Genomic DNA, 26080 nt, shown 5'->3' on the forward strand with positions numbered 1-26080 from the left:
CCCGATACCGCCAGTGGTATCGGGCCCGGTTTCATTGAGCAGAACGACAAGCAACCGGCAATCAGTTCCCGTCGAGCAGGACCCGCAACATCCACGCCGTTTTCTCGTGGACCTGCATGCGCTGGGTCAGCAGGTCGGCGGTCGGCTCGTCACTGACCTTGTCCACCACCGGGAAGATGCTGCGGGCGGTGCGCACCACCGCCTCCTGTCCCTGCACCAGCTGGCGGATCATTTCCTCGGCGGGCGGCACGCCCTCCTCTTCCTTGATCGAGGAGTGGCGGGCATAGAAGGCATAGGAGCCCGGCGCCGGGAAGCCCAGGGCGCGAATGCGCTCGGCGATCGAGTCGACCGCCAGGGCCAGTTCGTTGTATTGCTCCTCGAACATCAGGTGCAGGGTGCGGAACGACGGACCGGTGACGTTCCAATGGAAGTTATGGGTTTTCAGATACAGCACATAGGTATCCGACAACAGGCGGGACAACCCATCGACGATGGACTTGCGATCTTCTTCACTGATACCGATATCGATTGCCATGAAGCTCCCCTTTCCATAAGGCTTGATCATCAAGCGGGCAGCAAACACTCTAACAAGAGTTGCCGCCCGGCGCATGCGGCACAGGGCCGCCCGCGCCAGCCGGTTTGAGAAGCCTGCGTCTTTGCTGTTAAATAGGCAGTGTGCCACCCGTGCGGATTGTCAATGCCGGGTGCATAGGCTGGCCCGCCACGTTTTCGCGCCTACTCGTTCACGCGCACCGTGCGACCAGCTCATCCTGTGATCGGCCTTATCAATGTGAGCCAAACCAATGTTCAAGATCGTCCATCTGGTGACGGGCCTGGCAGCGTTGCTGCTATCGCTCATACCTAGCCTGAAAGCTGACGCAACACCCTTCCTGCAACAACCCGAGGCCGTCTACCTGGCGTTGCTCGGACTCATCAACCTGGTCATCGCCCCGGTACTGCCGCAGTACTACAAAGGCCTGCGCCAGCAACTGCAACACGCTGCCAGCCTGCTGCTGGTGCTGGCCGTGGTGCTGCAGACCGTGACCCTGCTGGCCCGTCCGGAGCTGGGCAACCTGCCAGCCCTGGCCTGCGCTGTCCTGGCCAGCGCCCTGCACCTGATTGCCGGCTTCGTTCGCGGCACGCGAAAGGCCCGCTCCAGCCAAGGCACCTCGCATGACGTCGGCAATCGCGATACCGGCACCGTGAAGTGGTTCAACACGTCCAAGGGCTTCGGTTTCATCTCCCGCGACTCCGGTGACGATATCTTCGTGCACTTTCGCGCCATCCGCGGCGAGGGCCACCGGGTGCTGGTCGAAGGCCAGCGCGTGGAGTTCTCGGTGATGCACCGCGACAAGGGCCTGCAGGCCGAAGACGTGGTCGCCGTCGCGCGCCGCTGACCCTTTGCCGCCGCCGTACTCAATAATGAGGCGGCGGCGCTTCCTCTCCCCCGCCGCCCTGCTGGCCGGCCATCTCCTCGTAGCGCTTGATCAGCTCCGCCATCTGCAATTGCAAGCGCTCGATCGCCCGGCTCTGCTCGACAATCACATCATTGAGCGCCTGCAAGCTGTCATCCTGGAACGCCTGGCGGGTCTCCAGCTCGATCATGCGCATTTCCAGCTCCTGCGACATCCTCAAGCCTCCTTGAAGCTTTCACCCAGCAGCGCGCGCACTTGCTGGCGAATACCATCGACCTGCTCCTGGGTGTAGCCGATGGCCGGTACCTTGCCCCAGACCGGGGCAGGCCAGGCGGCATCGCCCTGGCGACGCACGATCACATGCATGTGCAACTGGCTGACCACATTGCCCAACGCCGCGACATTCATCTTGTCGGCGGCAAAGGCATCCTTCAGCACTTCGGCCAGGGCGGTGGTCTCGACCCACAGCTGCTGCTGGTCCGCCTCATCGAGCTCGAACACTTCGGTGATATCGGCGCGACGCGGCACCAGGATGAACCAAGGGTAGTTGGCATCCTTGCTCAGCAGCAGGCGGCACAGCGGCAGGTCGCCCAGTACCAGGGAATCCTCCTGCAGACGCGAATCAAGGGTGAACACGACAAACCTCCTCACTAGCGATACAGCCCTTCCAATCGGCCGGGCACAGGCGCGCAAGGATACTCCGCTTCGACATTTGCCACACCCGCCGACGTCGACGCGAGCCGCTTGTAGCACGCGAATGACAACACCGATGCCCCGCTTCGGTAACACTGCGCTACTTTTCGCACCAAAATGATGCCGTTCGTCAGGCCTTCGCCACACATCCTTCACATAAAACAGCCAGGATAAACAATCGACGGTAACACCTTGACTTGGAAGGCAGCTTCACACGCAAACGCAAGGGAGGATCGCACCCCGCCGACGAACTGGTCGCGGCCCGTGTTTGCGGAGGTTTCCCAACCCCTTTCAAGGCAAATGTGAAAATTTCATCAAGCGTTCGTGATTTTGAGCACGCTTGTTGCATTCGCTTCACGCCAAGTCGGCACGACCCCTGCATTGCAGGGTGAACGCGACAAATAACAACAGCGGCATCGGATAAACCAGGGAGTTTCACAAGCCGTACTTTGTATTTATACAAATATGACGGTTTCGAGACAGCGCTGGAGTTGTACGCCCTTATATGACAGGCGTGATTTGCGACATGGAGACAACCAACAGCGACATGGCCATAAAGTTACCGAAAGGTTGTTTCTGCCCATATCGCCAAGAATAGTCCGCGTGATATACATTTTCGCCGACATAACAAGAAAGAGCCGGCCCCATAACTAAAATACCCGGGTGCGGCGGTACTCTTCCTAAAAACCAAAGGAGCAAATCACGATGCGCGTGATGAAGTGGAGCATGATCGCCCTGGCCGTAGCGGCAGGGACTTCGCAGCTGGCTATCGCCTCTTCGCAGGACGAGTCCAAGGGCTTCGTCGAAGACAGCAAGCTGAATGTTAAGACCCGGATGCTGTATTTCAGCCGTGACTTCCGTAATGCCCCGGCTGGCGACCAGAGCCGTGCAGAAGAAACAGGCCTGGGCTTCCATGGCACCTTCGAGTCCGGCTTCACCCAAGGCACCGTCGGCGTCGGCGTCGACGCCATCGGCCTGCTGGGCGTCAAGGTTGACAGCGGCAAGGGCCGCGCCGGCACCGGCCTGTTCCCTACCGGCTCTGACGGCCGCTCGGAAGACGATTACTCCAAGGGCTACGGCGCGGTCAAATTCCGTATTTCCGACACCGTCCTGAAATATGGCGGCCAGTACACCGCCATGCCGGTCTTTGCCACCGACGACAGCCGACTGCTGCCTGAAGTTGCCGAAGGCTTCTTGCTGACCAGCAAGGAAATCAAGGGCCTGGAACTGAACGCCGGTCACTTCACCCGTCTCGATGCACAGGCGGCAAGCTATAAGGACAGCATCGGTGGTCTCAACGATGCGCGTGAGAAGCGCCCTGGTCTGACCGAAGCGAACGTCTTCGGTGGCACCTACGCCATCACCGACAGCCTGAGCACCACCCTGTACTACTCCCGCGTCGAAGACCACTTCCGCAAGTGGTACGGCAACGTCAATTGGGCGCTGCCGATCAGCGACAAGCAAGGCCTGGTGTTCGACTTCAACATCTATGACACCAAGTCCATCGGTGAAAACCGCACCGGCGCCTTCGTCAAGAAAGCGGATGGCACCAACGAGCTCGACAACATCGCCGCCAGCCTCTCGGCCGCTTACAACATCGGCGCGCACACCTTCACCCTGGCCTACCAGAAAGTCAGCGGCGACGGTGACTATGCCTATGGCGTCGACGGTGGCGGTACCGTGTTCCTGGCCAACTCCATCGCCCGTTCCGACTTCAACGCCGAAGACGAGAAGTCCTGGCAGGCCCGTTACGACCTGAACTTCGCCGAGTACGGGATCCCTGGCCTGACCTTCATGACCCGTTACGCTCGCGGCACCGGCGCCACCACCCGCACCACCGACGACGGCAAGGAATGGGAACGCGACATCGACGTCAAGTACGTCCTGCAAAGCGGCCCGGCCAAGGACCTGAGCCTGCGCGTGCGTCAAGCTACCTACCGCTCCGCGGACGGCGTGTACTACGGCTCCAACTCCATCGACGAACTGCGCCTGATCGTCGAGTACCCGCTGAGCATCCTGTAAACCCAGGTTTGCGACGCCCCAAGATGAAGAAGCCCGGCGATCGCCGGGCTTTTTCGTGGCTGACAGAAAAGCCTGACTGCTGCATTCTGTACGCTTTCGTTTCGCCCCCGTACAATGCGGGGTCATTTCACATTCAGGCAATCGACACGGCCCACCATGCGCACCAGTCAATATTTGCTCGCCACCCAGAAAGAAACCCCGGCCGATGCAGTGGTCATCAGCCACCAGCTCATGCTGCGCGCCGGCATGATCCGCAAACTGGCCTCCGGTCTGTACACCTGGCTGCCGATGGGCCTGCGGGTAATGCGCAAGGTCGAAGCCGTGGTCCGCGAAGAAATGAACGCCGCCGGTGCCCTCGAAGTGCTGATGCCGAGTATCCAGCCGGCTGAACTGTGGCAGGAATCCGGCCGCTGGGAGCAGTACGGCCCCGAGCTGCTGCGTCTGAAGGACCGCCACCAGCGCGACTTCTGCGTCGGCCCGACCCATGAAGAGGTCATCACCGACCTGGCGCGCAACGAGCTGTCCAGCTACAAGCAGCTGCCGCTGAACATGTACCAGATCCAGACCAAGTTCCGTGACGAGATCCGTCCGCGCTTCGGCCTGATGCGCGGCCGCGAGTTCATCATGAAGGACGCCTACTCCTTCCATGCCGACCAGGCTTCCCTGCAGGAAACCTACGACCGCATGCACCTGGCGTACTCCAACATCTTCACCCGCCTGGGCCTGGATTTCCGTCCGGTGCAGGCCGACACCGGCTCCATCGGTGGCAGCTACTCCCACGAATTCCATGTGCTCGCCTCCTCCGGCGAGGACGACGTGATCTTCAGCGACACCTCCGACTACGCCGCCAACATCGAGAAGGCCGAGGCCATCCCGCGTGAAACCGTGCGCCCGGCCCCGACCGAAGAGCTGCGCCTGGTCGACACCCCGAACGCCAAGACCATCGCCGAACTGGTGGAAAACTTCGGCCTGGCGATCGAGAAGACCGTCAAGACCCTGATCGTCCACGGCGCCGAGGAAGGCAAGCTGGTCGCCCTGATCGTCCGTGGCGACCATGAGCTCAACGAGATCAAGGCCGCCAAGCTGGAGCAGGTCGCCGACCCGCTGGTGATGGCTTCCGACGCCGAGCTGCGCGCCGCCATCGGTGCCGGCGCGGGCTCGCTCGGCCCGCTGAACCTGCCGCTGGAGTGCATCATCGACCGCTCGGTCGCCCTGATGAGCGACTTCGGCATCGGCGCCAACATCGACGACAAGCACTACTTCGGCGTCAACTGGGAGCGCGACCTGCCGGTTCCACAGGTCGCCGACCTGCGCAACGTGGTCGAGGGCGATCCGAGCCCGGACGGCCAAGGCACCCTGGTGATCAAGCGCGGCATCGAAGTCGGCCACATCTTCCAGCTCGGCACCAAGTACAGCGAGGCGCTCAAGTGCCAGGTGCTGGGTGAGAACGGCAAGCCTGTGGTGCTGTCCATGGGCTGCTACGGCATCGGCGTGTCCCGCGTGGTCGCTGCCGCCATCGAGCAGAGCTATGACGAAAAAGGCATCATCTGGAACGACGCCCTGGCACCGTTCCAGATCGCCCTGGTGCCGCTGCGCTACGAGACCGATGTGGTCCGTGAAGCCACCGACAAGCTGTATGCCGAACTGACCGCCGCCGGCTTCGAAGTGCTGCTGGACGACCGTGACAAGAAAACCAGCCCCGGCATCAAGTTCGCCGACATGGAGCTGATCGGCATTCCGCACCGCATCGTCGTCAGCGACCGCGGCCTTGCCGACGGCAACCTGGAATACAAGCACCGCACCGAATCGGAGGCCCAGGCACTGCCGCTCGCGGACGTGCTGACCTTCCTGCAGGCCCGCATCCGCCGCTGATAACCCGTTACGCGAGTGATCATGTCCAAGCGAAGTACCTACACCCTGGGGGGCGCCGCACTGTGCGGTGCCCTGCTCCTCAGCGGCTGCGCCAACCAGATGTCCCAGCGCAGCGACCACGAGGAGCGCGTCGAGCGCAAGCTGCTCGAGCACAGTCTGCAGATCGATGTCGGCGAGCCGAAGGTGATGGAGCTTCCGCAACGACGAGTGCGCGTCCATGAGCTCAAGCGCTTCGAGGTCACCGAGTTCGAGGTGACCCGCCGCTACGACCGCTACACCCCTTATCAACCCTGGCGGGAGCTCTACGAGATCCCGCTGGGCGCGGTGGCGGTGGTGGCCGGTATCGGTGCCAACGTGGTCAACGTGTTCGCCCTGGGCAACCTGCCGGACAGCATCACCCACGACTGGCTCAGCTATGGCGTGGCGGGCGTCAACCCGTTCATGAACGTGCCGTCCAACGGTCGCGCCCAGCAGAACCTGGCCGGCATCGACGAGGTCGAGAAAGGCAAGCGCGAGGAGTCCATCAGCCTGCCGTGGAACGAGCGCCTGGTCGAGGTCAAAGCCGGCAAGATGACCCACGAGCTGACCACCGACAAGAACGGTGTGCTGCGCCTGAACCTGCTCGACAGCCCGTTCTCCGAGCAGAACCTCAACCACATCGGCACCCTGCACCTGCAGGTGGTCGACGAGGACAACCAGGTGCGTGGCGACGCCAGCCTGCTGGTCAGCGGCAACCTGCGCGGCAAGTTGCTCGAGGCCCATGAGCTGATCTTCGACGATCTGGAGGACGATGATGTCGGTCAGTGGGTGCATCGGGTCAAGCGCCTGTCGGAGCTGGGGCTGGAAGAAGAAGCCAGTGAACTGGAACAGAGCCTGATCGAGCTGACCCGCAACGATCCGGAGCTGCAACAGGAGTTCCTGCAGACGCTGACCAAGGCCACCGGGCGCCTGGTGGCCGATCCGGGCGTGCAGTAACACGAAAAGGGGCTGCCTTGCCCCGCGATGGGCCGCAAAGCGGCCCCTCTTCATTTATCCTCGAACAACTCCAACTGCTCATGCGCCCCGCGCAGATCGCGCAGCCTCACCCCAACGCCCAGCAACCGCACCGGCTTGCCACCCCGGGCAAACGCCTGACTGAGCAACTGCCGGTAACTCTCCAGATCCCTACCCGCTCCCGCCTGCTCCAGGGTGGTCTGGCTGAAGTCATGGAACTTGACCTTGACGAAGGGCTTGTCGGGCCGATAGCTGCTGTCCATGCGCGCGATCCGCTCGCTCAGGCTGGCCAACAACTCCGGCAGCTTTTCCAGGCAACTATTCAGGTCGGGCAGGTCATGGTCGTAGGTATTCTCGACGCTGACCGACTGCCGCCGGCTGTCGTTCTGCACCGCCCGCTCGTCGATCCCCCGCGCCAGCCCCCACAGCCGCTCGCCAAAACTGCCAAACTCGCGAACCAGCGCCAGCCGCGACCAGTCGCGCAGCGACAGGCAGGTATCGATCCCCAGCCGCGAGAGCTTGTCCGCCGTCACCTTGCCGACTCCGTGCAAGCGCGCCACCGGCAGGTTCGCAACAAATTCCTCCACCTGGTCCGGAGTGATGACGAACAGGCCGTTGGGCTTGCGCCAGTCACTGGCAATCTTGGCCAGGAACTTGTTCGGCGCCACCCCGGCGGAAACCGTGATGTGCAGCTGCTGGGCCACTCGACGGCGAATATCCTCGGCAATGCGCGTGGCACTGCCGGCAAACCACTGGCTGTCGCTGACATCCAGATAGGCCTCGTCCAGCGACAAGGGCTCGATCAACTCGGTGTAGTCGCGAAAGATCGTATGGATCTCCCGCGACGCCTCGCGGTAGGCCTCGAAGCGCGGCTTGACGATCTCAAGGTCCGGACACAGCTTCAGGGCATGCCCGGACGCCATCGCCGAACGAACCCCGTAGGCACGCGCCTCATAGTTGCAGGTGGCGATCACCCCGCGCTGCCCCGGCTGCCCGCCCACCGCCATGGGGCGACCGACCAGGCGCGGGTCGTCACGCATCTCGATGGCGGCGTAGAAACAGTCACAATCAATGTGGATGATCTTGCGCAGGGACATGGACGACAGCCACTACTGTAAATTCATACAGATAGTATCCCATGCCCCCGCCCCGAAACAGCCTGCGCGGGATGATCGGTCTGCAAGCCCCGTCGCGACTGAGCCGCAGGCCGATCTCGGACGCTAAGGGTTTGAACAAAAAAGGATTTTCTTGAATTAATGCTTGACACCCGAAAGGAAATCCGTAGAATTCGATCTCACAGGCGCGGGATGGAGCAGCCTGGTAGCTCGTCGGGCTCATAACCCGAAGGTCGTCGGTTCAAATCCGGCTCCCGCAACCATATTCAAGAAAAGGCCACTGTTTCGACAGTGGCCTTTTTTATTGCATTTCGATTTTCTATTATTAAAAAACCACGAAAAATCAAGCAGTAACGCTTGACAGCAAACTAGAAATCGGTAGAATTCGGATCCACAGGCGCGGGATGGAGCAGCCTGGTAGCTCGTCGGGCTCATAACCCGAAGGTCGTCGGTTCAAATCCGGCTCCCGCAACCAGATTCAAAAAAAGGCCACTGTTTCGACAGTGGCCTTTTTTATTGTCTGTTGATCAGCCAAGCGACGTTGTACTTAACGTACGCACTTGACAACTCACGACCAATCCGTATAATGCGCCCCTCTGACGCGGGATGGAGCAGCCTGGTAGCTCGTCGGGCTCATAACCCGAAGGTCGTCGGTTCAAATCCGGCTCCCGCAACCATATTCGTCAGAACAAGCCCCGCCTGTCGCAAGACAGTGCGGGGTTTGTTGCATTCAGGCCCCGTATAAAAGCCAATTGCCCCTTCCCCGCTACCTGCCTCCCTTGCCGCGCCCCTGCGGCTGAATGAACTATCTTTAACTATCCTGAAACAGATAAAGACGCCGGCCCGGAGTAATATTCGGATACGTTTTCCAAAGGGACTTTCACTTGGCCGTACCTCGCCTTCACCTCGCGCAGACCGCACGAGGCACCCCATGACCGCCCCCACTCCCGAAACCCAGGCACCGCTGACGGCGGCCTTGCCCACGGCTGCCCAGCGCCTGCCCTGGCTGGAGCGCCTGAGCAAGTACCGCCAACCGCTGGGGCTGGCAGTGACCTTGGTGCTGTTCGCCATGGGCCTGATCGCCTGTCGCCACCTGCTGAGCGAACTGGACATCTATGCCCTGCACGATGCCATGCTCAGCGTGCCGGCCAATGCACTGCTCGGCGCGGTCCTGGCCACCGTGGTCGGTTTCGTCATCCTGCTGGGCTATGAATGGTCGGCCAGCCGCTACGCGGCCGTGCAACTGCCGCCCCGCACCCTGGTGCTGGGCGGCTTCAGTGCCTTCGCCATCGGCAACGCCATTGGCCTGTCGATGCTGTCTGGCGGTTCAGTACGCTATCGCCTCTACGCGCGCCAAGGCCTGGGCGCAGCGGAAGTCGCGCGCATGACGGTCTTTGCCAGTCTCTCGCTGGGCTGCGCCCTCCCGCCCCTTGCGGCACTGGCCACCCTGAGCGATCTGCCGGCGGCGGCAACCGCACTGCGCCTGCCAGCACCGCTGCTGGGCGGTATCGCAGTCGCCGTGCTGGTGGTGGCCGCCGCCCTGGTGATGGGCCTGTATCGTCGTCGCCTGCCCGAACAACCACTGGCCGACAGTCTGCTGGTGCAGTTCGGCCGCCGCACCCTGCGCCTGCCGGGCGCCCGACTGACCGCGCTGCAACTGCTGATCACCGCCCTGGATGTCGCCGCCGCCGCCACCGTGCTCTACCTGCTGCTGCCAGAAGCACCGCCGTTCGGCGCCTTCGTGCTGGTCTACCTGCTCGCCCTCGCCGCTGGCGTGCTCAGCCATGTGCCGGGCGGCGTCGGCGTGTTCGAGGCGATCCTGCTGGCGGCCTTCGCCAACCAGCTGGGGGCCGCGCCGCTGGCCGCCGCGCTGCTGCTGTACCGACTGATCTACGTGGTCCTGCCGCTGCTGGTGGCCTGTGTGCTGTTGCTGGCCAACGAAGCTCGCCGCCTGATGGTCACCCAGCAGGCGATCCGCGCCGCATCGGGCTTGGCCGCACCGGTGCTGGCGATCCTGGTGTTCCTGTCCGGCGTGGTGCTGCTGTTCTCCGGCGCCACCCCGGAAATCGACAGCCGCCTGGAACACATGGGCTTCCTGATCCCGCACCGCCTGATCGATGCCTCGCACTTCGGCGCCAGCCTAATCGGCGTGCTCTGCCTGCTGCTCGCCCAGGGCCTGCGCCGTCGCCTGTCGGCCGCCTGGCTGCTGACCACGGTGCTGCTGCTGGTGGGCGCGGTCTTGTCGTTGCTCAAGGGCTTCGACTGGGAAGAAGCCAGCCTGATGTGCTTCACCGCCGCCCTGCTGGCGCTGTTCCGCCGCTCGTTCTACCGTCCCAGCCGCCTGTTGGAGCTGCCGTTCTCGCCGGTGTACCTGGTGGCCAGCGCCTGCGTGGTCGGCGCCTCGGTGTGGTTGCTGCTGTTCGCCTACCAGGACGTGCCCTACACCCACAAGCTGTGGTGGCAGTTCACCCTCGACGCCGACGCGCCGCGCGGCCTGCGCGCCGCCCTCGGCAGCGCCGTGCTGCTGGTGATCGTCGCCCTGACCTGGCTGCTGCGTACCGCCCGCCCGGTCATCCACCTGCCTACCGACGACGAGTTGCAACGCGCCAACCGCATCCTGCTGGCCTCCGACCAGCCCGACGGCGGCCTGGCCCTGACCGGCGACAAGGCACTGCTGTTCCACCCCAACGACAACGCCTTCCTCATGTACGCCCGCCGCGGCCGCAGCCTGGTGGCCCTGTACGATCCGATCGGCCCTGCCCAGGAGCGCGCCGAGATGATCTGGCAGTTCCGCGACCTGTGCGACCTGCACCATGCCCGCCCGGTGTTCTACCAGGTGCGGGCGGAGAACCTGCCGTTCTACATGGACATCGGCCTGACCGCGATCAAGCTCGGCGAAGAGGCCCGGGTCGACCTGCGGCGCTTCGACATCGAAGCCAAGGGCAAGGAGATGAAGGACCTGCGCTACACCTGGAACCGGGGCGGACGCGACGGCCTGAGCCTGGAGATCCATGAACCCGGCCAGGCGCCGCTGGCCGAACTCAAGGAAATCTCCGACGCCTGGCTCGGCGGCAAGAACGTGCGCGAGAAAGGCTTCTCCCTCGGCCGCTTCAGCCCCGAATACCTGCAGCATTTCCGCATCGCGCTGATCCGCTTCCAGGGTCGCCCGGTGGCCTTCGCCAACCTGCTGGAGACCCACAGCAATGAACTGGCCAGCCTCGACCTGATGCGCGCGCACCCGGAAGCGCCGAAGCTGACCATGGAATTCATGATGGTCGGCCTGATCCTGCACTACAAGAGCCATGACTATGGCCGTTTCAGCCTGGGGATGGTCCCCCTCTCCGGCTTGCAGCCGCGCCGTGGCGCCCCCTTGACCCAGCGCCTGGGCTCGATGGTGTTCCAGCGCGGCGAGCAGCTCTACAACTTCCAGGGCCTGCGGCGCTTCAAGGACAAGTTCCAGCCGGACTGGGAACCCCGCTACATGGCCGTGCCGGCCGGGCTCGACCCGCTGGTGGCACTGGCTGACACCGCTGCCCTGATCGCTGGCGGCCTGACTGGATTGGTGAAACGTTGATGATCCGACGCTATTGGTTGTACGTACTGATTCCCCTGCTGCTGGCCGTGCTGGCCGGCGGCGCGGCCTTCTGGCTGTGGACCCGGCCGGCGCCCGAGGCGCGCCTGGAGCACCTCACCCTCGACGACGGCAGCGCCCTGACCCGCGCCACCCCCGGCGTGCATGCCAAGGCCCGGGTGGCCATCGGCGTGCCCCAGGACCAGGCCCTGACCGACAAGCAATTGCTCGACCTGAGCCAGGCTGGCGAAGCCCAATTGGTGCAGGTGATCCTGCCGCCCGCCGACTGCGCCAAGCAGCAGGCGGCAATGGACCAGGCCCTCACCCGCCTGGCCGACAAGCCGACCCTGGTCGCCGGCATCGGCCCGGGCGCGGCCCAGGCCTGGCGCTGGCTGGCCGCGCAGGGCGACGACAAGGCCCGGGCCATCTCGGTGGACTTCACCCTCGAGCAACCCGGCTGCCAGGCCGCCCTGCCCAAGTCCGCCGCCCACGGCCACTGGAACGTGGCCTGGAACGACAACCCGGATGACGCCAGCGCCGCCTTCGTGCGCGACCAGGCCAACGCCGAGACCAGCATCGCCGACTACGACATTCACCTGCCCCAGGTGCTCAAGGCCCAGCTGACCCAGGCCCTGGTCGGCCACGACGGCAATGCCCTGGCGATCCCGGTGGTGGAAGTTCCGGCCGGGCAGACCACCGACACCGTGACCCTGTTCCTGTCCGGCGACGGCGGCTGGCGCGACCTGGACCGCGACGTGGCCGGCGAGATGGCCAAGCTCGGCTACCCGGTGGTGGGCATCGACACCCTGCGCTACTACTGGCAGCACAAGACCCCGGAACAGAGCGCCGCCGACCTGTCCGAACTGATGCAGCACTACCGCCAGAAATGGGGCACCAAGCGCTTCGTGCTGACCGGTTACTCGTTCGGCGCCGACGTGCTGCCGGCCATCTACAACCGCCTCTCCGAGGAAGACCAGAAGCGCATCGACGCGGTGATCCTGCTGGCCTTCGCCCGCAGCGGCAGCTTCGAGATCGAGGTGGAGGGCTGGCTGGGCAAGGAAGGCCAGGAGGCCCCGACCGGGCCTGAGATGGCCAGGTTGCCGGCAGCGAAGGTGGTATGCATCTACGGCGTGGAAGAGACCGACGAAAGCGGCTGCACCGACAAGACGGCCGTGGGCGAACGCATGAAGCTGCCGGGCGGCCATCACTTCGACGAGAACTACCCGGCGCTGGCCAAGCGCCTGATCGGTGAGATCGAGACCCGCCAGGGAAAGGCCAACGTCGCTGAGAAATGATGGGGAAAGGGGCCGCTTTGCGGCCCATCGCGGGGCAAGCCCGCTCCTACAGGGCCTGTGTAATCCTTGTGGGAGCTGGCTTGCCCCGCGATGTTTGCGCCATCAGATCTCGACCTGCGTCCCCAGCTCGATCACCCGATTGAGCGGCAGGTTGAAGAACCGCAGGTTGCCGTTGGCGTTCTTCAACAGGAACGCGAACAGGTTCCCGCGCCAGCGCGACATGCCCTCGAGGCGTGAGGCAATCACCGTTTCCCGGCTGAGGAAATAGGTGGTGCGCATCGGGCTGAAGTCCAGCTCATCCAGATGGCACAGCTTCAGCGCCGCCGGCACGTCCGGCTCGTCCATGAATCCGAAGTGCAGCAGCACCCGGAAGAACCCGTCGCCATAGGCTTCCACCTCGAACCGCTCCTGCTCCGGCACCCGTGGACGGTCCTCGCTGACCACCGTCAGCAGCACCACCTGGCTGTGCAGTACCTGGTTGTGCAGCATGTTGTGCAACAGCGCATGGGGCACGGCATCGGGCCGGGCGGTGAGGAACACCGCGGTGCCCTCGACCCGGTGCGGCGGCTGCACGCGGATGCTGCCGATGAACACCGGCAACGGCAAACCGCCCTCGTCGATGCGATCTACCAGGATCTGCTTGCCGCGCTTCCAGGTGCTCATCAGCACAAACAACACAATCCCCGCCAGCACCGGGAAGGCACCGCCCTGGACGATCTTCGGCACGTTGGCGGCGAAGAACAGCCCGTCGACGAACAGGAAGCCCACCAACAGCGGGACCGCCAGCACCGGTGGCCACTTCCACAGCAGCAGCATGACCGCCGAGACCAGGATGGTGGTCATCAGCATGGTACCGGTCACCGCCACGCCATAGGCCGCAGCGAGGGCGCCGGACGACTCGAAGCCGATCACCAGCAGCACCACGCCGACCATCAGCGTCCAGTTCACCGCGCCGATGTAGATTTGCCCCTGCTCGTCGCTGGAGGTGTGCTGGATCTGCATGCGCGGCACGTAGCCCAGCTGGATGGCCTGGCGGGTCAGGGAGAAGGCACCCGAGATCACCGCCTGGGAAGCAATCACCGTGGCCATGGTTGCCAGGCCGACCAGCGGCAGCAGCGCCCAACTCGGCGCCAGCAAGTAGAACGGATTGCGCGCGGCCTCGGGGTTCTGCAGCAGTATCGCGCCCTGGCCGAAGTAGTTGAGCACCAGCGCCGGCAGCACCAGGGCGAACCAGGCGCGGGCGATGGGCTTGCGGCCGAAGTGGCCCATGTCGGCGTACAGGGCCTCGGCACCGGTCAACGCAAGCACCACGGCGCCGAGAATGGCCACGCCCATGCCCGGATGAACGATGAAGAAATTCAGCGCCCAGGCCGGGTTGAAGGCCTTGAGCACTTCCGGGCTCTGCGAGATACCGTGTAACCCCAGCGCCCCCAGCACCACGAACCAGGTGACCATGATCGGGCCGAACAGCTTGCCGATCTTCTCGGTACCGTGCTTCTGCACCAGGAACAGCGCCACCAGCACCACAAGCGAGATCGGCACCACCCAGTGGTCGATGCCTTCGAAGGCCAGGCCCATGCCCTCCACCGCCGACAACACCGACACCGCCGGGGTGATCATGCTGTCGCCGTAAAACAGCGAGGCACCGACCAGACCACAGCCGACCATCAGTGCCCGCAGTTTCGGGTATTCAGCCGTGGCGCGCCGCGCCAGCGCGGTGAGCGCCATGGTCCCGCCCTCGCCCTGGTTGTCGGCGCGCAGGATGAACATCACGTACTTGAACGATACCACCCAGAGCAGCGACCAGAGGATCAACGACAGGATGCCCAGCACCCCGTCGTGATTGACCTGCACGCCGTAACCACCGGTGAAGACCTCTTTGAGGGTGTACAGCGGGCTGGTGCCGATATCGCCATAAACCACCCCAACAGCTGCCACGAGCAGCCCCAGCGACTTCGCCGCCCCCTGCTTGCCCTCGTGCCCGCCTTCGGCGTGACTGCTTGCCTGAACCATCGACCACTCCCGCAGAAGGCCAACTAGACCGGTTGAATTCCTACCCGCGCCGGGCCATCCCGGATGCCCCGGCGCAACGGCGCGAAGCATAGCGCAGCGTTCGTCGTATTTCTGCTGGTAAAGCGACCTTGTGCTCGCTAGAATTGCGCACTTTTTGATCAGAGGCGCCAAAAAGCGCCCGTCAAGATCGCCCGCGATTCCAGCCGGGCGAACTGTATTCAATACCGAGGTTAGTCATGTCCACCACGCCCGCCACCCCCAAGGTAGGTTTCGTAAGCCTGGGTTGCCCAAAAGCCCTGGTCGATTCCGAGCGCATCCTCACCCAACTGCGCATGGAAGGCTATGAAGTCGTGCCTACCTACGATGGCGCCGACGTAGTGGTGGTCAACACCTGCGGCTTCATCGACAGCGCCAAGGCCGAGTCGCTGGAAGTGATCGGCGAGGCGATCAAGGAGAACGGGAAGGTCATTGTCACCGGCTGCATGGGCGTCGAGGAAGGCAATATCCGCGACGTGCACCCCAGCGTGCTGTCGGTCAGTGGTCCGCAGCAGTACGAGCAGGTGGTCAACGCCGTGCACGAGGTGGTGCCGCCACGCCAGGACCACAACCCGCTGATCGACCTGGTGCCGCCGCAAGGCATCAAGCTGACCCCGCGCCACTACGCCTACCTGAAGATTTCCGAAGGCTGCAACCACAGCTGCAGCTTCTGCATCATCCCGTCGATGCGCGGCAAGCTGGTCAGCCGTCCGGTCGGTGAAGTGCTGAGCGAGGCCGAGCGCCTGGTCAAGGCCGGCGTCAAGGAGATCCTGGTGATCTCCCAGGACACCAGTGCCTACGGCGTCGATGTCAAGTACAAGACCGACTTCTGGAACGGCCGCCCGGTCAAGACCCGCATGCTCGAGCTGTGCGAGGCACTGAGCAGCCTGGGCGCCTGGGTGCGCCTGCACTATGTCTACCCGTACCCGAACGTCGACGACGTGATCCCGCTGATGGCCGCCGGCAAGATCCTGCCGTACCTGGACATTCCGTTCCAGCACGCCAGCCCCAAGGTGCTCAAGTCGATGAAGCGCCCGGCCTTCGAAGACCGCACCCTGGCGCGCATCAAGAGCTGGCGCGAGCAGTGCCCTGAGCTGGTGATCCGTTCGACCTTCATCGTCGGCTTCCCCGGCGAGACCGAAGAGGACTTCCAGTACCTGCTCGACTGGCTGACCGAAGCCCAGCTCGACCGCGTCGGCTGCTTCCAGTACTCGCCGGTCGAAGGCGCCCCGGCCAATGACCTGGGCCTGGATGAAGTGCCGGACAACGTCAAGCAGGAACGCTGGGACCGCTTCATGGCCCACCAGCAGGCGATCAGCGCCGCGCGCCTGCAACAGCGTATCGGCAAGGAAATCGAAGTACTGATCGACGAGGTCGAGGAACAAGGCTCGGTCGGACGCAGCTTCTTCGACGCGCCGGAAATCGACGGCAACGTGTTCATCGACGGCGACCACGGCTTCAAGCCGGGCGACAAGGTCCGTTGCCGCATCGTCGATGCCGACGAGTACGACATGTGGGCCGAGCCCGTCTGAGCGATGATCGCCTGAAGATACCCCGCCCACTGGCGGGGTATTTTTTTGCATCTATGTTTTCCTCAATGGCCCCGAGGATTACAGGATGTCGCCCACCGTCACGCTGCAAACGCCCCACCTGAGCGACTACCCAGAACTGGTGCGGGTGTGGGAGGCGTCGGTGCGCGCCACCCACGACTTCCTGCCCGACGGCTACATCGTGCTGCTGCGCGAGCATGTACTGCGCAAGTACCTCGACGCCGTAATGCTGGTCTGCTGCAAGGACGCCAGGCGGCGCATCCTCGGTTTCGCCGGCGTGGCCAACGGCCGTGTCGACATGCTTTTCGTCGCGCCGGAGCACCGTGGCCAGGGTATCGGCCAACGCCTGCTGCGGCATGCGGTAAGCGAGCTCAACGCCGAACGCCTGGACGTCAACGAGCAGAACCCCCAGGCCCTGGGCTTCTATCTGCACGAGGGTTTCGAGGTGTACGGGCGCTCTGAAACCGACGGCCTGGGGCAGCCCTATCCCCTGCTGCACATGAGGCTAGTTCGTACAACGTCCTAGGACATGAGCCAAGGAAACCAACACTCAGCTCCGAAATGGCGGAAATGACATCGATTTGCAGCCGCTGCCCCGCGCAGGCAGGTACAATGAAAGCTTTCCCTGCCGCGTGATGCCCGTGTCCATGTCCGAACCCATTCGTCTCTCCAAACGCCTCATCGAACAGCTTGGCTGCTCCCGCCGAGAGGCCGAACTGTACATCGAGGGAGGCTGGGTCACGGTCGACGGCGAGGTGGTCGAGCAGCCACAGTTCAAGGTCGCCGGGCAACGCGTCGAACTGCTCCCGGGTGCCCGCGCCGAAACGCTGGAGCCGGTGACCCTGCTACTCAACCAGCAGGCCGGGCAGGACACCGCCAGCGCCCAGGCGGGCATGAACATGGCCAGCCTCAGCGAAGCGCACCGCGAAGGCGTGCGCCCGCTGCACGGGCATTTCGCCCGCCAGGCCTGCGTCGCCCCACTGCTGCCTGGCGCCAGCGGCCTGCAACTGTTCACCCAGGACTGGCGGGTGACCCGCAAGCTCGATGCCGACCTGCGCCGCATGGAGCAGGAATACATTGTGCAGGTCAGCGGTCAAGCCAAGCCAGGCGCCCTCGAGCGCCTGGCCCGCGGCGTGGAGCGCAAGGGCGTCGAACTACCGAAGGCCAAGGCCAGCTGGCAGAACGAACAGCACCTGCGCATGGTCCTGAAAAACCCGCAACCCGGGCTGATCGAACAGCTGTGCGAGACCGCCGGCCTCAAGGTCCTGGCGATGCGCCGCATTCGCCTGGGTGGCGTGTCGATGGGCAAGCTGCCAGTGGGCCAGTGGCGCTATGTAGCCGCCACCGAACGTTTCTAGGGTCGGTACGAAATGTGTCTGCGCGAAGGCCAGACAAGGCGAAACGGGGGGAGGAAGCGCAGTGTACTGGAGTACATGAGCATTCCGAGCCCCGTTTCAACGCAGTATGGGCGAGTGCAGATACATTTCGTACAGAGCCTAGCATTACCGCCGCGCAATGACTGACACGGCAACAGAACAGGATTCGCTGCAATGAACCACAACGATGTACTGCGCAGCCTGCGCTACATGCTCAAGGCCAACGACCAGAAGCTGGCCGAGATCATCAAGCTCTCGGGCCTGGAAGTTTCCGCCGAGGCCATCGCCGGCTACGTCAAGAAGGAAGAGGAACCCGGCTTCGTGCGCTGCCCTGAGAAAGTCATGGCGCACTTCCTCGACGGCCTGGTGATCCACCGTCGCGGCCGCGACGACAGCCGCCCAGCGCAGCCGATCGAAGTGCCGGTGACCAACAACACCGTGCTCAAGAAGCTGCGGGTGGCCTTCGAGCTGAAGGAAGACGACCTGCACACGGTGCTCAATTCGGTCAACTTCCCGGTGTCCAAGCCCGAACTGAGCGCGCTGTTCCGCAAGGTCGGCCACGACAACTACCGCCCCTGCGGCGACCAGTTGCTGCGCAACTTCCTCAAGGGCCTGACCCTGCGCGTGCGCGGCTGAGCCGTGATGCAGCATACCGTCTCGCCGATCGGCATCGTCCGCTCCTGCTTCAAGGAGAAGTTCGCCATCCCGCGCCAGCCCCAGCTGGCGCCAGCCGCCCGTGGCGTGCTGGAGCTGCTGCCGCCCTTTGACCAGGGCGATGCCGTCGAAGGCCTGCAACAGGTCAGCCATGTGTGGCTGCTGTTCCTGTTCCATCAGGCACTGGAAGACAAGCCACGCCTGAAGGTGCGGCCACCGCGCCTGGGCGGCAACAAGAGCATGGGGGTGTTCGCCACCCGGGCCACCCACCGGCCCAATGGCATCGGTCAGTCGGTGGTGCGCCTGGAAGGCGTCGAGCCGGGGCGTCTGCTGCTGTCTGGGATCGACCTGCTGGACGGTACGCCAGTGCTGGATATCAAGCCTTACGTGCCCTATGCTGACAGCATTGTCGGCGCGAGCAACCTGATGGCCAATGATGCACCAGAGCCGATTGCCGTCGACTGGAGCGAAAGCGCCCTGCCCCAGGCCCGCGACCATGCACTGCGCCTGAATCAGCCACTGGTGGAGCTGATCGAACAGTGTCTTGCGCAGGACCCGCGACCGGCCTACCAGGTGCCGCCTGCGGAGCGGATCTATGGGGTGAAGTTCTGGGATGTGCAGGTACGCTGGCATTATCCCCAGCCGAATCGGATCCGGGTGCTGGAGGTGACACCGGAGTGATTCGGTGTCGTTGCGGGCCCCGCGATAGGACCCACACGGTGAACCTGTTTTGCGAGCATAAAAAAACGCAGACCCAGGTCTGCGTTTTTCATCAGCGCGGCTCGCCTTACTTCTCGACGAACGCACGCTCGATCAGGTAATCACCCGGCTCACGCATGCGCGGGGAGATCTTCAGGCCGAAGCTGTCCAGCACTTCGCTGGTCTCGTCGAGCATGCTCGGGCTGCCGCAGATCATCGCGCGATCGTCCTGCGGGTTGATCGGTGGCAGGCCGATGTCGGTGAACAGCTTGCCGCTGCGCATCAGGTCGGTCAGGCGACCCTGATTCTCGAACGGCTCGCGAGTCACGGTCGGGTAGTAGATCAGCTTGTCGCGCACCGCGTCACCGAAGAACTCGTTCTGCGGCAGGTGCTCGGTAATGAATTCGCGGTAGGCCACTTCGTTGACGTAGCGCACGCCGTGGACCAGGATCACCTTCTCGAAGCGCTCGTAGGTCTCCGGGTCCTGGATGACGCTCATGAACGGCGCCAGACCAGTGCCGGTGCTCAGCAGGTAGAGGTGCTTGCCTGGGTTCAGGTCATCGAGCACCAGGGTACCGGTAGGCTTCTTGCTGATGATGATCTCGTCGCCTTCCTTCAGGTGCTGCAGCTGCGAGGTCAGCGGGCCGTCCGGCACCTTGATGCTGAAGAACTCCAGGTGCTCTTCCCAGTTCGGCGAGGCGATGGAGTAGGCGCGCATGAGCGGACGGCCGCTGTCCTGTTGCAGGCCGATCATCACGAACTGACCGTTCTCGAAGCGCAGGCCCGGGTCACGGGTGCACTTGAAGCTGAACAGGGTGTCGTTCCAGTGGTGCACACTGAGGACACGTTCGTGGTTCATGTTGCTCATCGATGGGGCTCCTGAAGGAAAACGCGGCGCGCGCAAGACGCGCAGTTGCGCGATAGTTTAGGGGCAGCGACAATATCTGTTAACTGAATTATCAAGATATGTGTTATCGGTTATATAGATATGCGATTCACACTCCGTCAGCTCCAGGTCTTCGTCGCCGTCGCCCAGCACCAGAGCGTGTCCCGGGCCGCTGGCGTGCTGGCCTTGTCGCAATCGGCCGCCAGCACCTCGATCACCGAACTGGAACGCCAATCCAGCTGCCAGTTGTTCGACCGCGCCGGCAAGCGCCTGAGCCTCAATGCCCTGGGCCATCAACTGCTGCCCCAGGCCGTGGCCCTGCTCGACCAGGCCAAGGAGATCGAGGACCTGCTCAACGGCAAGTCGGGGTTCGGCTCGCTGGCCGTCGGCGCCACGCTGACCATCGGCAACTACCTGGCCACCCTGCTGATCGGCAGCTTCATGCAGGTGCACCCGGAAAGCCAGGTCAAGCTGCATGTGCAGAACACCGCGCATATCGTGCAACAGGTCGCCCACTATGAAATTGACCTGGGTCTAATCGAAGGTGACTGCAACCACCCCGATCTCGAGGTGCAGCCCTGGGTGGAGGACGAACTGGTGGTGTTCTGCGCGCCCCAGCATCCTCTGGCCAAGGTCGGCCATGCCGGTATCGAGCAGTTGTCCCATGAAGCCTGGATCCTGCGCGAGCAGGGCTCGGGCACGCGCCTGACCTTCGACCAGGCCATGCGCCATCACCGCGCCAACCTCAACATCCGCCTGGAGCTGGAACACACCGAGGCGATCAAGCGCGCGGTGGAGTCGGGCCTTGGCATCGGCTGCATTTCGCGTCTGGCCCTGCGTGACGCCTTCCGCCGCGGCAGCCTGGTGCCGGTGGAAACCCCGACCCTGGACCTGGCGCGGCAGTTCTACTTCATCTGGCACAAGCAGAAGTACCAGACTTCGGCCATGCGCGAGTTCCTCGAGCTGTGCCGCAGCTTCACCGCCGGCGTTCGGCGCAGCGACGAGATCGTGCTGCCACCGATCGCCTGAAGGCTCAACCGAGCAGGATCACGCCCCAGACCACCGCGACCATGCTCATGGCCACCAACTGCGCGGCGCTGCCCATGTCCTTGGCGTTCTTCGACAGCGGGTGGCGATCGAGGGAGATGCGATCGATGGCCGCCTCCACCGCCGAATTGAGCAATTCGACGATCAGCCCCAGCAGGCACACGGCAATGAGGATTGCCCGTTCACCGCGGCTGACCGGCAGCCAGAAGGCCAGCGGCACCAGCACCACGTTGAGCAGCACCAGTTGACGGAAGGCCGCCTCGCCCTTGAAGGCGGTGCGCAGGCCGTCCAGCGAATAGCCGGCGGCGTTGACGATACGTTTGAGGCCGGTCTGGCCTTTGAATGGCGACATGTGTGTCCGTCACTTCACCGGAGAAAGGCCCGCAGGCTAGTCCAGTCGGAGTCAAAAAAGCGTGAATGCACGGGTACTTAGCTGGCAGAAACCGATTCAAGTTGTTGCAGCAGCAACGCCGCCTGGGTCCGAGTGCGCACCCCCAGCTTGCGGAAGATCGCCGTCACGTGGGCCTTGATGGTCGCCTCGGAAACATTCAGCTCATAGGCGATCTGCTTGTTCAGCAGCCCTTCGCAGACCATGGTCAGCACGCGGAACTGCTGCGGTGTGAGGCTGGCCAGGCCTTCGCTGGCGGCCTTGGCCTCGGCCGACACATCGACCTTGTCGAACGCCTGCGGCGGCCACCAGACATCACCGTCGAGCACGTTGCGCACTGCTTCCTGGATCTTGCTCAGTTCGCTGGACTTGGGAATAAAGCCGCTGGCGCCGAATTCGCGGGACTTGACCACGACGGCTGCCTCTTCCTGGGCCGAGACCATCACCACCGGGATCTGCGGGTACTGGCCGCGCAGCAGGACCAGGCCAGAGAATCCGTAGGCACCGGGCATGTTCAGGTCCAGCAGGACCAGGTCCCAGTCGGCTTTCTCGGTGAGGCTGGTTTCCAGTTCGGCGATGCTCGCCACCTCGACCAGGCGCACGTCCGGGCCCAGGCCGAGGGTAACGGCCTGGCGCAGTGCGCTGCGAAACAGCGGGTGGTCATCGGCAATCAGGATTTCGTATGTGGCCATCGATCTAAGGATCCTGTTCTGTGCCAGGCGCAGGGGATACGGGAGACGCCTGGCGGGCAACTCATGGCGCGAACGGCAGGGCCGCCGGCCGGGATGGCACGGCGAAGTCCGGGGTAACAGCAGCTTCGTCGTGCCCGAAGCGGCGCCAAGGATGCCGAGCACGCTCCGGGTGGTCAAGCCAATTGCCCGGTCGAACCCGCCTACCCTGGCTGCCAGCCCCGACAGTATGAACCAATCCGTCGCGCCTGCCCCTTGGACTATAGGAAGGTATGCAAACGCTGGTGGACCTCGTCCTGCTCGTCCAGCGGCAGGCGTCGCTTGCCGCTCAGGTAGTGCAGGCTGAAGACGTCCAGGTAGGCGTCCAGGGCCTGCGAGGCCTGTCCGTCGCCGGCCAGCTCCAGGCACATGGCGGCCACTTCGGCGGTGCAGAAGTGATCATCGCGCTTGGAACGGCGCAGGCGGTAGCGCGACATCTGCTCGGGTTGCAGGCTCAGCACCGGGAAACGGTCGAGGTAAGGGCTCTTGCGGAACATCTTGCGCGCCTCGGTCCAGGTGGCGTCGAGCAGGATGAACAACGGGCGCTTGCCCGGCTCGCGCACGACTTCGCTGACCACCCGCTCTTCCTTGACGAACTCGCCAGGAAATACGATGTAGGGCTGCCAACGGGGATCGTCCAGCAGCGCCAGCAGCCCCTCGTCCACCGACGTGCGCAACCAGCCGAAGGCCGAGGTGTCCTCGATCACGTCGGCGATCAGCCAGCCGGTGTTGGTCGGTTTCAGTGGCTCGGTATCATGCATCAGCAGGCACATGCCGGACTCGGCCGGCACCCGGGGTTTCCAGGCGCACAGGCAGTGCGTGGCGATCACCCGGCAATCCGGGCAGCGCTCGGCGCGCGAGCCTCGGGCGACAAAGGGTTTGATGCTGCGCGCCAGGCGCTCGGCGCGCAAGCGCGCTACCGCGTGACTCATGGCAGCAGGCCTTGGCAGGGAAGTGGGAGGGGCACGGCGACAACTCGATGAAAACAAGGCGCCCAGTCTACCAGAGCCCACGTCATTTGCCGTGCAGCCAGCGGCACCGCTCCTTTATAATCGCAGGTTCTGGCGGCCTGGAAACCCTGCGCTTTCATGGAACGCCGCCCGCCGGCGCTGGTCAAAGCGCCAGTCATCGAACCAGGAGAGATCCATGCTGCGTCTTATCGTCCCGACCCTGAGCCTGCTGCTCGCCCTGCCCCTGGCCGCCCAGGCTGCGTCCAAGCAGGAGTACGAGCTGAACCAGATGCTGCAGAAGGTCGCCAAGGAAAGCAGCGTAGGCACCCCGCGGGCCATCAACGAAGACATCCTCGACCAGGGCTACACCGTCGAAGGCAAGGTACTGGTCAACCACCTGAGCGTGCGCCAGGAGCATGCCCAGCGCATGCAGGCCAATCCCGCGCAGGTTCGCAGCCAGCTGGGTGACAGCGTGTGCCGCAACAACGGCTACCGCCAGCTGATGTCCAAGGGCGCCGTGATGGTCTACCGCTTCACCGTCTACAAGACCAACCAGCCAGTCATGGACCAGGCCTTCGACGCCGCCAGCTGCGCGGCCGGCAACAAGAAGAAGTGATTCAGGCCAGCTGATCGCTGTTTCTGGCGCGCCGCTGCTCATCATCGGCGCGCAATTCGGCCAGCAGGGCCTGCAGGTAACGCGAATGCGCCTCGGCCCCCCTGCAGCCGGCGCAGGCACTCCCCCTCAAGGCTCAAGTGATGAGCCTTGGCCTCGTACTCGAGCAACTGCAACAGTTGCCCATCCACCTCGATCACCAGCCGGTGCATACCGCCACCTCGCTGTATCGCCTTACTGCCCCCAGTTAACCAAAGCCCTGTCATCACTGGCTTTCGCCTGACCGGCGGTAGTGCGCGCCTGTGGCGGCACGAAGCCGCGCCAGCGTCTAGATTGATAACGAGTACCCATAACAACGACAACGCGATGGAATTGCCACTGCAACATGGCCTTGAAGGCCTACTGCAACGCTCGGGGGGCACACTCGAGCCACAGCAGCCAGCGACACACGCAGTGTCGCGGCCGGGACACGCCATCGACCCGGTCAGAGGTTTTGCTGCAGAAGGAGACGTTGAATGCCTTACCAATCGAACGAGCTGCTGTTCAACCATTTCAGGGACAACGGCATCGACCTGAGCAAGATCGACGAACAACTGCAACTGGTCGCGCCGAACAGTCCCAACCTGCCGCTGTACCGCGACATGCTGCTGACCGTGCTGCGCATGGCCCACGACGATCGCAACCGCTGGAACGCCAAGATCACCCTGCAGGCCCTGCGCGAGCTCGACCACTCCTTCCGCACCCTCGAGCACTACAAGGGGCGGCGTAAGGTCACCGTATTCGGTTCGGCGCGCACGCCGCTGGAACACCCCATGTACGCCCTGGCCCGGGAACTGGGCGCAACGCTGGCGCGCTCGGACCTGATGGTCATCACCGGCGCCGGGGGTGGCATCATGGCCGCCGCCCATGAAGGGGCCGGCACCGACCACAGCCTGGGCTTCAACATCACCCTGCCGTTCGAACAGCACGCCAATGCCACGGTCAACGGCACCGACAAGCTGCTGCCGTTCCATTTCTTCTTCATCCGCAAGCTGTTCTTCGTCAAGGAAGCCGACGCGCTGGTGCTCTGCCCTGGGGGCTTCGGCACCCTCGACGAGGCACTGGAGGTACTGACGCTGATCCAGACCGGCAAGAGCCCGTTGGTGCCGGTGGTGCTGCTCGACTCGCCCGGCGGCAGTTTCTGGCAGGACGCCCTGGGCTTCATCAGCCGCCAGCTCGAAGAGAACCGCTATATCCTGCCCAGCGACCTCAAGCTGGTACGCCTGGTGCACAGCGCCGACGAGGCGGTCGAGGAGATCAACCAGTTCTACAGCAACTACCACTCCAGCCGCTGGCTGAAGAGCCAGTTCGTGATCCGCATGCACCACCCCTTGAGCGAGGCGGCCCTGCATGATGTGGAGGAAGGCTTCGCCGACCTGCGCCTGAGCGGCAGGTATCACCAGCAACCGGACAGCGGCGCCGAACACGAGGAAGGCAATTTCAGCCACCTGACACGCCTGACGTTCGCCTTCAACGGCCGCGACCAGGGCCGCCTGCGCGAACTGGTGGACTTCATCAACCTGCCGGAGAACTGGGCCAAACCCCAGCCGATGCACACCACCCAGCGCGCCCGGGAAGCGCTGCGGGTCAGCTGAACGCAAAATGCCCTGTACGGCTGACACGCATGGGCGTCAGCCGTACAGGGCATCAATAATCGTCGAGGTCGCGACCGCTGAGCAGCCGGCCGATCATGTCCATGGGGAAACCACGGTAGGCGAGAAAGCGCGTCTGCTGCGCCCGGCTGCGTGGGTCTTGCGGGCGTTGCCCGGCGAACTTGCGCTGCCAGACATCGCGCAGTTGCGTCGCCCAGTCCACTTCACTGTCGCGCAGGGCCTGGTCGATATCGCCGCGGTTCAAGCCGCGTTGGCCAAGCTCCTCGCGGATTCGCGCGGGGCCGTAGCCGGCACTGGACCGGTAGCGGATGAAACTTTCCAGATAGCGGGCCTCACTGAGCAGCCCTTCTTCGGCCAGCCGATCGAGCGCAGGTTCGATCAGCTCGTCCGGTGCGCCACGCTGACGCAGCTTGCGCGTCAGCTCGACGCGACCATGCTCGCGGCGTGCGAGCAGGTCCATGGCTGTCCGCCGAACGGCGACGGGGGTGTCGAGTACGACGGACATGGGGCCA

General features: G+C 63.9%; 24 protein-coding genes, 3 tRNA genes and 1 pseudogene. 17 read left to right on the forward strand and 11 right to left on the reverse strand.

What is annotated here, in order from left to right:
- Window positions 1-61 precede the first annotated feature (61 nt).
- Complete coding sequence (locus V0R62_RS12385) at window positions 62-535, reverse strand: Dps family protein (RefSeq protein ID WP_028690591.1); 474 nt, start codon at window positions 533-535, stop codon at window positions 62-64.
- Between the two features lie 268 nt (window positions 536-803).
- Between V0R62_RS12385 and V0R62_RS12390 the strand changes: the two genes are divergently transcribed.
- On the forward strand, window positions 804-1397 hold the full coding sequence (locus V0R62_RS12390) for a cold-shock protein (protein WP_330103915.1): 594 nt from the start codon (window positions 804-806) through the stop codon (window positions 1395-1397).
- A 19-nt stretch (window positions 1398-1416) separates the two neighbouring features.
- Here the strand turns inward: V0R62_RS12390 and V0R62_RS12395 are convergent, their stop codons facing one another.
- On the reverse strand, window positions 1417-1629 hold the full coding sequence (locus tag V0R62_RS12395) for a SlyX family protein (protein WP_232857160.1): 213 nt from the start codon (window positions 1627-1629) through the stop codon (window positions 1417-1419).
- A 2-nt stretch (window positions 1630-1631) separates the two neighbouring features.
- Window positions 1632-2051 carry an HIT family protein gene (locus tag V0R62_RS12400; RefSeq protein ID WP_330103916.1) on the reverse strand — a complete coding sequence of 140 codons (420 nt, stop codon included), beginning with the start codon at window positions 2049-2051 and terminating at the stop codon, window positions 1632-1634.
- Between the two features lie 762 nt (window positions 2052-2813).
- On the opposite strand from V0R62_RS12400, the gene V0R62_RS12405 reads away from it, so the two are divergent.
- The 3 genes from V0R62_RS12405 (at window position 2814) to V0R62_RS12415 (ending at window position 6977) form a co-directional block, all read left to right on the forward strand.
- On the forward strand, window positions 2814-4130 hold the full coding sequence (locus V0R62_RS12405) for an OprD family porin (RefSeq protein ID WP_330103917.1): 1317 nt from the start codon (window positions 2814-2816) through the stop codon (window positions 4128-4130).
- 156 nt (window positions 4131-4286) lie between these two features.
- Complete coding sequence (locus tag V0R62_RS12410; protein WP_186733990.1) at window positions 4287-6002, forward strand: proline--tRNA ligase; 1716 nt, start codon at window positions 4287-4289, stop codon at window positions 6000-6002.
- A 21-nt stretch (window positions 6003-6023) separates the two neighbouring features.
- Entirely contained in the window at window positions 6024-6977 is a 954-nt protein-coding gene (locus tag V0R62_RS12415; protein ID WP_330103918.1) for a hypothetical protein, read from the forward strand.
- A gap of 50 nt (window positions 6978-7027) precedes the next feature.
- Here V0R62_RS12415 and dinB read toward each other — a convergent pair whose 3' ends face one another.
- A complete protein-coding gene (gene dinB, locus V0R62_RS12420; RefSeq protein WP_330103974.1) occupies window positions 7028-8086 on the reverse strand; it encodes a DNA polymerase IV in 1059 nt (352 codons plus the stop codon).
- Window positions 8087-8296: 210 nt separating this feature from the next.
- Between dinB and V0R62_RS12425 the strand changes: the two genes are divergently transcribed.
- From V0R62_RS12425 to V0R62_RS12445, 5 genes are all read left to right on the forward strand, one after another.
- Window positions 8297-8373 (forward strand) — tRNA-Met (locus V0R62_RS12425).
- A gap of 135 nt (window positions 8374-8508) precedes the next feature.
- Window positions 8509-8585: transfer RNA gene (locus tag V0R62_RS12430), tRNA-Met, on the forward strand.
- 125 nt (window positions 8586-8710) lie between these two features.
- Window positions 8711-8787: transfer RNA gene (locus tag V0R62_RS12435), tRNA-Met, on the forward strand.
- A gap of 254 nt (window positions 8788-9041) precedes the next feature.
- A complete protein-coding gene (mprF, locus tag V0R62_RS12440) occupies window positions 9042-11684 on the forward strand; it encodes a bifunctional lysylphosphatidylglycerol flippase/synthetase MprF (protein ID WP_330103919.1) in 2643 nt (880 codons plus the stop codon).
- Window positions 11684-12976, forward strand: coding sequence for a virulence factor family protein (locus tag V0R62_RS12445; protein WP_186714639.1), 1293 nt, complete (start codon window positions 11684-11686; stop codon window positions 12974-12976). The genes mprF and V0R62_RS12445 overlap by 1 nt, the downstream gene beginning before the upstream one ends.
- A gap of 102 nt (window positions 12977-13078) precedes the next feature.
- On the opposite strand, the gene V0R62_RS12450 is transcribed toward V0R62_RS12445, so the two are convergent.
- The gene (locus tag V0R62_RS12450) at window positions 13079-14989 is read right to left on the reverse strand and encodes a potassium transporter Kup (protein WP_330103920.1); all 1911 of its coding nucleotides are present in this window, start codon (window positions 14987-14989) and stop codon (window positions 13079-13081) included.
- A 236-nt stretch (window positions 14990-15225) separates the two neighbouring features.
- Here V0R62_RS12450 and rimO point away from each other — a divergent pair, with 236 nt between their 5' ends.
- The 5 genes from rimO to tsaA all read left to right on the forward strand — a co-directional run bounded on the left by rimO (window position 15226) and on the right by tsaA (window position 19286).
- Window positions 15226-16557: a 30S ribosomal protein S12 methylthiotransferase RimO gene (gene rimO / locus V0R62_RS12455; RefSeq protein ID WP_330103921.1), complete on the forward strand. Its 1332-nt coding sequence runs from the start codon at window positions 15226-15228 to the stop codon at window positions 16555-16557.
- A gap of 85 nt (window positions 16558-16642) precedes the next feature.
- Complete coding sequence (locus V0R62_RS12460) at window positions 16643-17101, forward strand: GNAT family N-acetyltransferase (RefSeq protein ID WP_186714641.1); 459 nt, start codon at window positions 16643-16645, stop codon at window positions 17099-17101.
- Between the two features lie 121 nt (window positions 17102-17222).
- Window positions 17223-17933 carry an rRNA pseudouridine synthase gene (locus tag V0R62_RS12465; RefSeq protein ID WP_330103922.1) on the forward strand — a complete coding sequence of 237 codons (711 nt, stop codon included), beginning with the start codon at window positions 17223-17225 and terminating at the stop codon, window positions 17931-17933.
- Window positions 17934-18125: 192 nt separating this feature from the next.
- A complete protein-coding gene (locus tag V0R62_RS12470; RefSeq protein WP_330103923.1) occupies window positions 18126-18587 on the forward strand; it encodes a YehS family protein in 462 nt (153 codons plus the stop codon).
- Window positions 18588-18593: 6 nt separating this feature from the next.
- Entirely contained in the window at window positions 18594-19286 is a 693-nt protein-coding gene (gene tsaA / locus V0R62_RS12475; RefSeq protein WP_330103924.1) for a tRNA (N6-threonylcarbamoyladenosine(37)-N6)-methyltransferase TrmO, read from the forward strand.
- Between the two features lie 106 nt (window positions 19287-19392).
- Here the strand turns inward: tsaA and fpr are convergent, their stop codons facing one another.
- Window positions 19393-20172 (reverse strand): ferredoxin-NADP reductase, encoded by a 780-nt coding sequence (fpr, locus tag V0R62_RS12480; protein WP_330103925.1) that lies wholly within the window; start codon window positions 20170-20172, stop codon window positions 19393-19395.
- A gap of 120 nt (window positions 20173-20292) precedes the next feature.
- Here fpr and finR point away from each other — a divergent pair, with 120 nt between their 5' ends.
- Window positions 20293-21219 carry a LysR family transcriptional regulator FinR gene (gene finR / locus V0R62_RS12485; protein WP_028690608.1) on the forward strand — a complete coding sequence of 309 codons (927 nt, stop codon included), beginning with the start codon at window positions 20293-20295 and terminating at the stop codon, window positions 21217-21219.
- A gap of 4 nt (window positions 21220-21223) precedes the next feature.
- Here the strand turns inward: finR and V0R62_RS12490 are convergent, their stop codons facing one another.
- The 3 genes from V0R62_RS12490 to V0R62_RS12500 all read right to left on the reverse strand — a co-directional run bounded on the left by V0R62_RS12490 (window position 21224) and on the right by V0R62_RS12500 (window position 23285).
- Window positions 21224-21589 (reverse strand): diacylglycerol kinase, encoded by a 366-nt coding sequence (locus V0R62_RS12490; protein WP_050704455.1) that lies wholly within the window; start codon window positions 21587-21589, stop codon window positions 21224-21226.
- 77 nt (window positions 21590-21666) lie between these two features.
- Window positions 21667-22317, reverse strand: a complete 651-nt coding sequence (gene erdR, locus V0R62_RS12495) for a response regulator transcription factor ErdR (RefSeq protein WP_028690610.1) — start codon at window positions 22315-22317, stop codon at window positions 21667-21669.
- Between the two features lie 257 nt (window positions 22318-22574).
- Window positions 22575-23285, reverse strand: a complete 711-nt coding sequence (locus V0R62_RS12500) for a tRNA-uridine aminocarboxypropyltransferase (RefSeq protein ID WP_186714646.1) — start codon at window positions 23283-23285, stop codon at window positions 22575-22577.
- Between the two features lie 214 nt (window positions 23286-23499).
- Between V0R62_RS12500 and V0R62_RS12505 the strand changes: the two genes are divergently transcribed.
- Window positions 23500-23919, forward strand: coding sequence for a quorum-sensing-regulated virulence factor family protein (locus V0R62_RS12505; RefSeq protein WP_330103926.1), 420 nt, complete (start codon window positions 23500-23502; stop codon window positions 23917-23919).
- 1 nt (window position 23920) lies between these two features.
- On the opposite strand, the pseudogene V0R62_RS12510 reads toward V0R62_RS12505, so the two are convergent.
- Window positions 23921-24107: pseudogene (locus tag V0R62_RS12510) on the reverse strand (hypothetical protein).
- A gap of 324 nt (window positions 24108-24431) precedes the next feature.
- Here V0R62_RS12510 and V0R62_RS12515 point away from each other — a divergent pair.
- Window positions 24432-25550 (forward strand): LOG family protein, encoded by a 1119-nt coding sequence (locus V0R62_RS12515; RefSeq protein ID WP_186714649.1) that lies wholly within the window; start codon window positions 24432-24434, stop codon window positions 25548-25550.
- Between the two features lie 52 nt (window positions 25551-25602).
- On the opposite strand, the gene recX is transcribed toward V0R62_RS12515, so the two are convergent.
- Window positions 25603-26073 (reverse strand): recombination regulator RecX, encoded by a 471-nt coding sequence (gene recX / locus V0R62_RS12520; RefSeq protein ID WP_028690615.1) that lies wholly within the window; start codon window positions 26071-26073, stop codon window positions 25603-25605.
- Window positions 26074-26080 lie beyond the last annotated feature (7 nt).

It is taken from the genome of Pseudomonas carassii (genome assembly GCF_036324045.1).
In the GTDB taxonomy this organism is placed as follows: Bacteria; Pseudomonadota; Gammaproteobacteria; order Pseudomonadales; family Pseudomonadaceae; genus Aquipseudomonas; species Aquipseudomonas peradeniyensis.

Excerpts from the sequence above, each read along its gene's own strand:
- V0R62_RS12385 (WP_028690591.1), bottom strand. The coding sequence starts at position 535 with ATGGCAATCGATATCGGTATCAGTGAAGAAGATCGCAAGTCCATCGTC.
- V0R62_RS12390 (WP_330103915.1), top strand. The coding sequence starts at position 804 with ATGTTCAAGATCGTCCATCTGGTGACGGGCCTGGCAGCGTTGCTGCTA.
- V0R62_RS12395 (WP_232857160.1), bottom strand. The coding sequence starts at position 1,629 with ATGTCGCAGGAGCTGGAAATGCGCATGATCGAGCTGGAGACCCGCCAG.
- V0R62_RS12405 (WP_330103917.1), top strand. The coding sequence starts at position 2,814 with ATGCGCGTGATGAAGTGGAGCATGATCGCCCTGGCCGTAGCGGCAGGG.
- V0R62_RS12410 (WP_186733990.1), top strand. The coding sequence starts at position 4,287 with ATGCGCACCAGTCAATATTTGCTCGCCACCCAGAAAGAAACCCCGGCC.
- V0R62_RS12415 (WP_330103918.1), top strand. The coding sequence starts at position 6,024 with ATGTCCAAGCGAAGTACCTACACCCTGGGGGGCGCCGCACTGTGCGGT.
- mprF (WP_330103919.1), top strand. The coding sequence starts at position 9,042 with ATGACCGCCCCCACTCCCGAAACCCAGGCACCGCTGACGGCGGCCTTG.
- V0R62_RS12445 (WP_186714639.1), top strand. The coding sequence starts at position 11,684 with ATGATCCGACGCTATTGGTTGTACGTACTGATTCCCCTGCTGCTGGCC.
- V0R62_RS12450 (WP_330103920.1), bottom strand. The coding sequence starts at position 14,989 with ATGGTTCAGGCAAGCAGTCACGCCGAAGGCGGGCACGAGGGCAAGCAG.
- rimO (WP_330103921.1), top strand. The coding sequence starts at position 15,226 with ATGTCCACCACGCCCGCCACCCCCAAGGTAGGTTTCGTAAGCCTGGGT.
- V0R62_RS12460 (WP_186714641.1), top strand. The coding sequence starts at position 16,643 with ATGTCGCCCACCGTCACGCTGCAAACGCCCCACCTGAGCGACTACCCA.
- V0R62_RS12465 (WP_330103922.1), top strand. The coding sequence starts at position 17,223 with ATGTCCGAACCCATTCGTCTCTCCAAACGCCTCATCGAACAGCTTGGC.
- V0R62_RS12470 (WP_330103923.1), top strand. The coding sequence starts at position 18,126 with ATGAACCACAACGATGTACTGCGCAGCCTGCGCTACATGCTCAAGGCC.
- tsaA (WP_330103924.1), top strand. The coding sequence starts at position 18,594 with ATGCAGCATACCGTCTCGCCGATCGGCATCGTCCGCTCCTGCTTCAAG.
- fpr (WP_330103925.1), bottom strand. The coding sequence starts at position 20,172 with ATGAGCAACATGAACCACGAACGTGTCCTCAGTGTGCACCACTGGAAC.
- finR (WP_028690608.1), top strand. The coding sequence starts at position 20,293 with ATGCGATTCACACTCCGTCAGCTCCAGGTCTTCGTCGCCGTCGCCCAG.
- V0R62_RS12490 (WP_050704455.1), bottom strand. The coding sequence starts at position 21,589 with ATGTCGCCATTCAAAGGCCAGACCGGCCTCAAACGTATCGTCAACGCC.
- erdR (WP_028690610.1), bottom strand. The coding sequence starts at position 22,317 with ATGGCCACATACGAAATCCTGATTGCCGATGACCACCCGCTGTTTCGC.
- V0R62_RS12500 (WP_186714646.1), bottom strand. The coding sequence starts at position 23,285 with ATGAGTCACGCGGTAGCGCGCTTGCGCGCCGAGCGCCTGGCGCGCAGC.
- V0R62_RS12505 (WP_330103926.1), top strand. The coding sequence starts at position 23,500 with ATGCTGCGTCTTATCGTCCCGACCCTGAGCCTGCTGCTCGCCCTGCCC.
- V0R62_RS12515 (WP_186714649.1), top strand. The coding sequence starts at position 24,432 with ATGCCTTACCAATCGAACGAGCTGCTGTTCAACCATTTCAGGGACAAC.
- recX (WP_028690615.1), bottom strand. The coding sequence starts at position 26,073 with ATGTCCGTCGTACTCGACACCCCCGTCGCCGTTCGGCGGACAGCCATG.